Source organism: Microbacterium sp. UBA1612 (assembly GCF_002321605.1).
GTDB lineage: Bacteria > Actinomycetota > Actinomycetes > Actinomycetales > Microbacteriaceae > Microbacterium > Microbacterium luteum.
In genome coordinates this window covers 1-9,125 of the sequence record NZ_DCMW01000018.1, presented here as the reverse complement: position 1 = coordinate 9,125, position 9,125 = coordinate 1, and the positions used below count along the sequence as shown (strand labels likewise).

The window sequence follows — 9,125 nt, the reverse complement described above, 5'->3', positions numbered from 1 at the left end:
CGCTCGATGTAGGGCGCGAGGTCGTCGACGAAGTGGGCGCCGGGAATCTCCGGGGCCGCGTCGCCGAACGGCCCGCGCTCGATCGCCCACTCGAAGAACGGCTCGACGGTCACATCGATGCCGGCGCCCTCGGGCTGGCCGGGCACGATCCGATCGACGGCGGTGTTGGCGAAGACGGCACGGCCCGCGATCTGGGGCCACGCGTCGCCGGCCGCGGCGACGACCTCGTCGCGCAGCAGGTGAGTGGCGTTAATGGCGTTCTCGCACGCCATCACCTGCAACGGCGGCAGGCCGGCATCGCGCGCGGTGAGCGCTGCGACGATGTGCGGGGCGACGAAACGGAGGATCGTCGGTCCCACGGCGGTGGTGACCACGTCGGCGTCGGCGATCTCGGCGACCACCTTCTCGGGGTCGGACTGGCTGTTCACCGCACGGAAGCCGGTGACGGTCAGGTCGCGCCCGCCGTCGCCGACCTCGTGCACGGTGTACTCCGAGGCGGCGTTGATCGCGTCGACGAGCGGAGCGGCGACGTCGGAGAACACGACCTCATAGCCGGCCTCGTGCAGCAGCAGCCCGACGAATCCGCGGCCGATGTTGCCGGCGCCGAAGTGGACGGCCTTCATGACCCGGTCGCCTCGCTCACCACGGCGTAGATCTCCTCCGGGGTCTGCAGGGTCTTCAGGCGCGCGACGTCGTCTTCCTCGGAGAAGAGGATGGCGATCTGCGACAGGATCTCCAGGTGCTCGTCGCCCTTGCCGGCGATGCCGATGACGAACGTGACCTGCTCGCCGTCCCAGTCGACGCCGCCGTCATAGCGCACCACCGACAGCGCGGATTCGAGGATCGTGTCCTTCGTCTCATTCGTGCCGTGGGGGATCGCGAGCTCGTTGCCCATGAAGGTCGACACCGTCTGCTCGCGCTGCTGCATCGCGTCGTAGTAGTCCGCGGTGACGGCGCCGGCCGCCTGCAGGATGTCGGCCGCCTCCTTCATCGCCTCGTCGCGCGTCGCGCTTCCGGAGTGGATGCGCACCTGGCCCAGGCTCAGGACGTCACGTGCCATGGTGGCCCGCCTTTCGTTCGTGTCGGATGCTTGCCGCATCCACTGTTCCATCTGTGTCGGCCCGCGACCAGGGCCGGGAAAGGCTGCGGGGCCGGGGGCGTCGCGCCGGCCCGGCCCCGCAGCGGTCTCTCAGGAGTTCTTCTCGTGCTGGTCGCGGACCAGCTCGACGACCTCGTCGTAACGCGGCGAGTTCATGAAGTTGTCCACGGAGACGTGAACCGCGTCGGGCGTCTGGTGACGCGCACGGTCGGTGAGCTGGTTCTGCGTGATGACCAGGTCGGCGCTGGGGTCGAGGGCGGCGATGGCCTTGTTGGTCACCGTGACCCCCTCGACGCCGGCCTTCTTGATCTTGTTGCGCAGCACGCTCGCACCCATCGCCGACGAGCCCATGCCCGCGTCGCACGCGAACACGATGTTGTTGATCTGGCGCTCGGTCACGGTGGCGGCACCGCCGTCGCCGTCGGCCTGGGTGGCCGCTCCGCCGCGCAGGTTGCGCAGCGCATCCGAGCTCTTGCCCTTGGCCGCCTCGGTCTGGGTGATCGCGGCGCCGAACGCGTCGTCGGTAGAGGCCATCGCGGCCAGGTCGCGCTTGCGCGAGGCCCGCAGGATCACCGCGGCGATCAGGAAGGTCACCGCCGCCGACAGCACGACGGACAGGATCACCGCGAAGTACGCGCCGGTTGCGGTCTGCAGCAGCACCGCGATGATGCTGCCGGGGGCCGCCGGGGCGCGCAGGGCGCCGCCGAGGAGCATGTTCGTCGTGACACCGGTCATGCCACCGGCGATCAGCGCGACGATCAGCACCGGCTTCATCAGCGCGTACGGGAAGTACACCTCGTGGATGCCGCCGAAGAACTGGATGATCGCCGCACCGGGGGCCGATGCCCGCGCCGCGCCGAGTCCGAAGAACGTGAACGCCAGCAGCAGACCGACACCGGGACCGGGGTTGGCCTCGAGGAGGAACAGGATCGACGACCCGGTCTCGGATGCCTCCGTGACGCCCAGCGGGGTGAGCACGCCGTGGTTGATGGCGTTGTTCAGGAAGAACACCTTCGCCGGTTCGATGATGATGCTCGTCAGCGGCAGCAGGTTCATGTCGACCAGCCAGCTCACCGCGTTCCCCAGTGCCTGCATGAGCCCGTTGACCAGCCAGGCGATCGGGTAGAACCCGACGACGGCCATCACGAAGCCCCAGATGCCGGCGGAGAACATGTTCACGAGCATCTCGAAGCCGGCGCGGATCTTGCCGTCCCACAGGCTGTCGAGCCACTTCATCGTGTATGCCGCGAGCGGGCCGAGGATCATGGCGCCGATGAACATGTGCACCTGGCCGAGCTGGCTCTCGCCCTCGGGCAGCGTGGCGTTGAAGTTGGCCACGAGCAGGTCGGAGCCGGCGATCGCGCCCATCGTCGCGATGACGCCGACGACGCCGCCGCGCACGTTGTAGACCATCGAGCCGCCCGTGTAGGCGATCAGCAGCGGGAGGGCGTAGTGGATGAACGGACCGACGATGGTCGCGAGGTCGGCGTTCGGGGTCCAGCCGACCTCGATGAAGAACGCCGTGAAGATGCCCCACGCGATCAGCGCAGGGATGTTCGGCATGATCATGCCGGACAGGAACGTGCCGAAGCGCTGTACTCCGACGCGCGCCTTGCTGCCCGTGCTCGCGGGCGATGACGCCATTGTCATGGCTGTGTCTCCTTCTCTCGGTCCGCCGCGGTCTGCGCGGCGGTTCGTGCCGAGGCCGCGTCATCGGCGGCCAGGGCGGCTTCGGCGATGCGCACCGCATCGTCCAGGGTGTGCTCGAGCAGGGTCGCTCGAACGTCGGCAAGGGCTGTGGGCGCCATCGACAGGCTCGTCGCGCCGAGGCCCACGAGGACGGCGGCCAGGAGCGGGTCCGCCGCCGCCTCGCCGCAGATGCCGACGGGCTTGCGGTTGGCCTTCCCCGCCATGCCGACTTCGCGCACGAGGCGCAGGACGGCGGGGTGCCAGGGGTCCTGATACGAGGCGACCGATCCGAGCAGGCGGTCGGCGGCCATCGTGTACTGCGTCAGGTCGTTGGTGCCGATCGAGGCGAAGTCCGCGTGGCGCAGCACGCGGTCGGCCAGCAGCGCCGACGAGGGCACCTCCACCATCACCCCGGCGGTCTTGATGTCGTACTCACGGGCGAGGGTGACGAAGTACTCCGTCTCCTCGACGGTCGCCACCATCGGGGCCATGACCCACAGGTCGGCGGGGCCCTCGGGGGTGCGCCGGGTCGACTCGTGGGCTTCGGAGAGAGCCGTGAGCTGTTCGCGCAGGATGTCCTCGCTCTGGCGCAGCGCGCGCAGACCCCGCAGGCCGAGGGCGGGGTTGTCCTCGTGCGCGTCGTTGAGGAACGGCAGCGGCTTGTCGGCGCCGGCGTCGAGCATGCGCACGACGACCTTCTTGCCGGGGAACGCCTTCAGCAGCTCCGTGTACGACGCGCGCTGCTGCTCGACGGTCGGCGCCTGGCTGGCGCTGAGGAAGAGGAACTCGGTGCGGAACAGGCCCACGCCCTCGGCGCCGAGCTCCACGGCTTCGGCCGCCGCAGCGGGGCTGCCGAGGTTCGCCAGCAGCGGCACAGCGGTGCCGTCGGCGAGAGCGCCGGGGGTCAGCGGCGCGTTCGCGGCCTCCGCCCGCGCGCGGGCGCGGGTCGCGGCGCGGTCGAGCTCATCCGTGGTCGGCTCGGTGGTCACGACGCCGGAGGCGGCATCCACGATCACCGGCTCGCCGTCGACGAGGTTCTTCGCTCCGGATGCGCCCACGATCGCGACGATCGACTTCTCGCGGGCGAGGATCGCCGTGTGCGAGGTCGGTCCGCCTTCGGTGGTCACGAGGGCGAGCACCTTGTCGAGGTCGAGCAGAGCCGTGTCGGCGGGGGCGAGGTCCTTCGCGACCAGCACGAAGGGGTGCCCCGGATCCGGAACACCCGGCGCCGGCTCGCCGCGCAGCTGCGCGATGACGCGCTGGGCGACGTCGTCGAGGTCGGCCGCGCGCTCGCCGAGGTAGCCGCCGAGGGCGGTGAGCTGCTGCCGGAACGAAGCGAACGCGTCGTGCACCGCCCACTCGGCTGTCTTGCCCCGGGAGAGCCGGTTGTCGATCTCTTCTTCGAGGGTCGGGTCCTCGGCCATCATGGCCTGGGCTTCGAGCACCTCTTGAGCGGCACCGCCGGCCTCCATTCCGCGGGCCTCGAGCTCTCGGGCGACCGCGCCGACGGCGTCCCGGGCCCGGGTGGTCTCCTCTTCGACGCTGAGGGTGCTGGGCGCATCGTCGGGGGCGGGCAGCGGCGGCGCCATGCGGGCCACGGGCCCCTGGGCGACGCCGAGTCCGATGCCGACTCCTCGCAACTGTGTCATCCGGAATCGCCTCGCTTACGCGTCGTGATCGGTCGTGAGCAGTTCCGAGAGCGAGTCGAGCGCCGCTTCGGCGTTGTCGCCCTCGGCGGTGAGGGTCACGTAGTCGCCCTGCTCGACGCCCAGGGCGATGACGCCGAGGATGCTCGCGGCGTTCACGGGAGCGCCGGAGTCCTTCGCGATCGTGATCGGCAGACCGGTCTGCTTCGCCGCCTGCGCGAACAGCTTGACGGGGCGGGCGTGCAGCCCGTGCGCGGAAGCGACGCGGACGGTGCGGCTGATGGCGGTCATGAGTGATCCTCTCTGATGCGCGTGTGCGCGAACACGGTGTCGTGAGGAGTCCCGGCGACCGCCTCGCGCACGAGCGCGAGGGTGCGGCTGGCGTCCTTGTCGGCGTAGACATCGGGCGGCATGAGCGCGACGATGCTCCCCACGTGGGCGGCTTCCGCCCGGATGCGGTCGAGGTCGTCGTGCAGGTGGGGTCCCACCATCACGAGATCGGCCGTCTCCAGATCGATCGGGAGGGACTGTGCGGTCGCCGCCGTGGCGGTGACATCCACGCCCTGCTCCCGCGCCGCCTGGCGCAGACGCTGAACGATGAACGTGCTCGACGCGCCCGCGCCGCACACCACCACGATCCTCATCGACCACACTCCTCGCTGATTCTTCGATTCTGAGGATTCCCTGAGCGCGTGACAACCAGTCCTTCTTCCGCCCGGCAGGAAAGGCGCCGCCTTCCGCCCGGGAGGAAGGCGGGCATGGAAGACTTGCCGGTGACGAGGCGAGGAGCGACGTTGACCAAGGCACGACAGGATCGCCTGCTCGGCATCCTGGTGCGGGACGGCCAGTGGGCCACCGCGGCGACCCTCGCCGACGCTCTCGGGGTCACTCCGCGCAGTGTCCGCAGCTACGTCACCGCGGTCAATGCGCGGGTGCGTGGCGGAACCGCGATCGAGTCGGGGCCGCAGGGGTACCGCGCCGGACCGGATGCGGTGGCCGCGCAGCGAGCGGGGGCGGGCTCCGATTCCGGCACCCCCCGAGATCGCCTTCATCGCCTGGTGCGGCTGCTGCTCGACGACCCCGACGGCGTCGACGTCTTCCAGACCGCGGACGACCTGCACGTGAGCCCGGCGACGCTCGAGGCGGACCTCGCGCGAGTGCGATCCCTGCTGGGCGGTACCGAGTTGACGCTGGAGCGTTCCGCCTCGACCGCACGACTGCGCGGCACCGAGATGGCCCAGCGGCGACTGCTCAGTCGCCTCGCACACGACGAGATGGACGCCGGCGCGTTCGACCTCGAGGCGCTGCGGCGCACGCTCGGCGACGAGTCCGTCGGAGCGCGGGCGTTCGGTCCGTTCAAGGACGATCTCGTCGGAGAGCTCGGCACTCTCGGCTACTACGTCAACGAATTCGGGATCGCCGACGTCGTGATGCACATCGCCATCGCGGCCGACCGCGTCGCGCAGGACCGCGGGCTGGATGCGATCGCCCACGATGCGCAGGAGTCGCACGAGGCGGTCGAGGCGCTGATCGGACGCCTGGCCGAACAGCATCTCGGCGTGACCCTCGGTGCGGGAGACCGGTTCCACCTTGCGACCCTCGTTCTCACCCGCGTCGTGGCGCCGGGTGCCTCGGCGCCGTCGGTGCGCGGTCGCCTGGACCCGGAGGTGGAGCGGGCGGTCCGCGAGATCGTCGAGCGGGCCGCCGCGCAGTTCCTCGTCGACATCGCGCACGACGACTTCATCCTTCGCCTGGCACTGCACGTGCAGAACCTGCGGGCGCGGGCGAAGGAGCAGGCGTGGTCGCGCAATCCGCTCACCCGATCGCTCAAGTCGACGTACCCGATGATCTTCGACGTCGCCGTCTTCATCGCGAGCGGCCTGAACACCTCTCTCGGAATCCCGCTGCTCGACGACGAGATCGCCTACATCGCGATGCACGTCGGAGGACGACTCGAACGGAGTCGCCGCGCCGACCAGCTGCTGACCGCGACGATCGTGTGCCCCGGGTACTACGAGCTGCACGAGCTGCTCCGATCGAGCGTCGACCGATCGCTCGGACGTGCGATCGAGGTCGTCGGGGTCGAGACGCGCGCCGATCCGGACTGGCGCTCGATCGACACCGATCTCGTGCTGACCACGATCGATCCGCCGACGCCGAACGACCGGGTCGTCCGCGTGCAGCCGTTCCTCACCGAGAGCGACGTGGAACGGGTGCAGGCGGCAGCCGGTCGCGTGCGCCGGGGGCGGCGCCTGGCCCGACTGCGCGCCGACATCGAGCGCTACTTCGATCCGTCGGCCTTCGTGCGCGGGCTCGACGCCGGCGCAGGGGAGGAGGGCGTCATCCGGGCCCTGGGCGGGCGGCTCGTCGATCTCGGCGTCATCGACCCGGAGTACGTCGACCGGGCGATCGAGCGCGAACAGCTCTCGTCGACCGCCTTCACCGACGCCCTCGCCGTGCCGCACGCGATGGGCATGACCGCGTCGCGCACCGCCATCGCGATCGGCATCGCGGACCCGTCGATCCCGTGGGGCGACGGGCGCGTGCAGGTCGTGGCCCTCGTGGCCTTCTCGGAGAACGATCGAGAGGCCTTCCAGACCGTCTTCGAGCAGTTCGTCGAGGTCTTCAGCGAGCGTGAGAGCGTGCACCGCATCGTGCGGCGCGGCACCGACTTCACGCCGTTCCTCGACGAGCTCGTCGCCGTGATCGACGGCTGATCCACCCATCTCCGCCGCTCGGGCCCCGCTCCGGCCGCCGCCCTTCCTCACGGGCCGCGGCCGCCCTGCTCACGCATCCGCCGCCCGGTCTCGGCCGTGCATCCGGCATCGGCCGCGCCGCGCCGGCCGCCCTGGCATCGGCCGAGCCGCTTCGCACCCCTGCCAGCTGTGCCCTAACTCAGGCTGCGCGGCCGTCATCCAGGCCGACACGCCGTCGGAGGAGTTCCTGAGCCTGAGTCGCGGCACGGCCGACGGCAAACGCCGCGCGACGCCGGGCGCTCCCGCTGCCGGGCTTGTTCGGCCAAGGTCCCGCGCCCGGCTCGTTCTGTGCCGCCGCGCATCCCCTGCCAGCTGTGCCCTAACTCAGGCTGCGTGGTCGTCGATCCGGTCGACACGCCGTCGGGAGCGCCTCTGAGCCTGAGTCGCGGCACGTGGTCGACGGTGAACGCCGCGCGACGCCGGGCGCTCCCCGCTTCCGGGCCTCTCCGCCCGAGACCCCGCTCGCCCGACTTGTCCCGTGCCGCAACTCAGGCTGCGCGGGCTTCACCGAGGGCGACACGCCGATGGCCTGGGCGCTGAGCCTGAGTCAGGGCCCGACCGGCCGATCGGTAGTGCGTCTGAAGTTGCGAGGCCTTCAGCCCTACCTGCCCCTCACGACCCACCGCCGGGCTTGCCCGGTTGTCCCGCGTTCTGCGCCGGGGCGGCCTGTGACGCAGCTCAGGCTGCCGCGGCCGTCACGGGCTCGACACGCCGACGGCGGAGCCGCTGAGCCTGAATTAAGGCACGTGGATGCGGGCGAACGTCTCAAGCGCGCCGCGACGCAGGGCGCCTCAGGCCGTATCGCGGCACCACTGCCCCAGGTCGCCCCACCGCCCCAGGTCGCCCCACCGCCCCAGGTCGCCCCACCGCCCCAGGTCGCCCCAGGCGACGGGGCGGCTCAGGCGAGGCTGTCGAGCAGCGCGCGGGCGCCGTCGGCCAGCGCGCGAAGGCGCGACTGCGCGTCGGCGGATGACTCGGCGCGCACATCGAGGTAGACCTTCAGCTTCGGCTCGGTGCCGCTCGGCCGCACGATCACGCGGGATCCGTCGTCGAGCCACAGCCGCAGCACGTCGCCCGGCGGCAGGCCGTCGACGCCCTCGAGCAGATCGTCCACCTGCTCGATCGGCACGTCTCCCACGGTGTGCGGATGCTGCTTCCGCAGCGCCGACATCATCGCGCCGACCGCCGCGACGTCGTCGGTGCGCACGGAGACCTGATCGCTCGCGAACACCCCGAAGGTCTCGTCGAACTCCGCCAGCAGGTCGCCGAGCGTGCGGCCTTCGCGGCGCGCATCGGCGGCCAGCCCGAGCACTGCGATGGCGGCGGAGATGCCGTCCTTGTCGCGCACCGTCTCCGGATTGACGAGGTAGCCGAGCGCCTCCTCGAATCCGTAGACGATTCCGGGTGCCCGGGAGATCCACTTGAAGCCCGTCAGCGTGGCGTGGAAGTCCAGCCCGTGCGCGTCGGCGATCGCCTTCAGACCAGGCGAGGAGACGAGCGAGCACGCCAGAGACGGCCGCGCGGCCGCTGCCCCACCCTCGCCCTCGCCGCGCGACGTTACCAGGCGGGCGGCGCGCCAACCGAGCAGCAGCCCGATCTCATTCCCCGTCAGCCGCCGCCACCCGCCGTCGGGGTCGGGCAGTGCGACGGCCAGTCGATCGGCGTCGGGGTCGTTCGCGATCACGAACTCGGCGCGCGCCTCGTCGGCCGCGGCGAACGACAGGTCCATCGCCCCCGGCTCCTCCGGGTTGGGGAAGGAGACGGTGGGGAAGGATCCGTCCGGCTCGATCTGCTCGCTCACGACCACCGGCGCCGGGTATCCGGCGCGGTCGAGGATCGCCGACAGCGTCTCCCATCCCACGCCGTGCATGGCGGTATACACCCAGGTCATCCCGTCCGCGCCCGCCGGTGCGGGAGCGACAGCGGCCGTCGCTT

At 71.0% G+C, this 9,125-nt stretch carries 6 protein-coding genes and 2 pseudogenes; 1 reads left to right on the top strand and 7 read right to left on the bottom strand.

All coding sequences use genetic code 11. From position 1 onward, the window contains the following. From B3S45_RS07090 to B3S45_RS07065, 6 genes and pseudogenes are all read right to left on the bottom strand, one after another. Positions 1-623: pseudogene (locus B3S45_RS07090) on the bottom strand (mannitol-1-phosphate 5-dehydrogenase); the annotation flags it as partial. After that, entirely contained in the window at positions 620-1,060 is a 441-nt protein-coding gene (locus B3S45_RS07085) for a PTS sugar transporter subunit IIA (protein ID WP_071044698.1), read from the bottom strand. The gene B3S45_RS07085 and the pseudogene B3S45_RS07090, both read right to left, overlap by 4 nt. Positions 1,061-1,189: 129 nt before the next feature. Further along, positions 1,190-2,749 (bottom strand): PTS mannitol transporter subunit IICB, encoded by a 1,560-nt coding sequence (locus tag B3S45_RS07080; RefSeq protein ID WP_286718436.1) that lies wholly within the window; start codon positions 2,747-2,749, stop codon positions 1,190-1,192. After that, positions 2,746-4,437 (bottom strand): phosphoenolpyruvate--protein phosphotransferase, encoded by a 1,692-nt coding sequence (gene ptsP, locus B3S45_RS07075; protein WP_194383552.1) that lies wholly within the window; start codon positions 4,435-4,437, stop codon positions 2,746-2,748. The genes B3S45_RS07080 and ptsP overlap by 4 nt, the downstream gene beginning before the upstream one ends. Positions 4,438-4,452: 15 nt before the next feature. Next, positions 4,453-4,725, bottom strand: a complete 273-nt coding sequence (locus tag B3S45_RS07070) for an HPr family phosphocarrier protein (protein WP_071044701.1) — start codon at positions 4,723-4,725, stop codon at positions 4,453-4,455. Continuing rightward, a complete protein-coding gene (locus B3S45_RS07065) occupies positions 4,722-5,078 on the bottom strand; it encodes a PTS sugar transporter subunit IIB (RefSeq protein ID WP_071044702.1) in 357 nt (118 codons plus the stop codon). The genes B3S45_RS07070 and B3S45_RS07065 overlap by 4 nt, the downstream gene beginning before the upstream one ends. Before the next feature lie 150 nt (positions 5,079-5,228). Between B3S45_RS07065 and B3S45_RS07060 the strand changes: the two genes are divergently transcribed. Further along, the gene (locus B3S45_RS07060) at positions 5,229-7,151 is read left to right on the top strand and encodes a BglG family transcription antiterminator (RefSeq protein ID WP_286718429.1); all 1,923 of its coding nucleotides are present in this window, start codon (positions 5,229-5,231) and stop codon (positions 7,149-7,151) included. A 937-nt stretch (positions 7,152-8,088) separates the two neighbouring features. Here the strand turns inward: B3S45_RS07060 and B3S45_RS07055 are convergent. Beyond that, positions 8,089-9,125: pseudogene (locus B3S45_RS07055) on the bottom strand (phospho-sugar mutase); the annotation flags it as partial.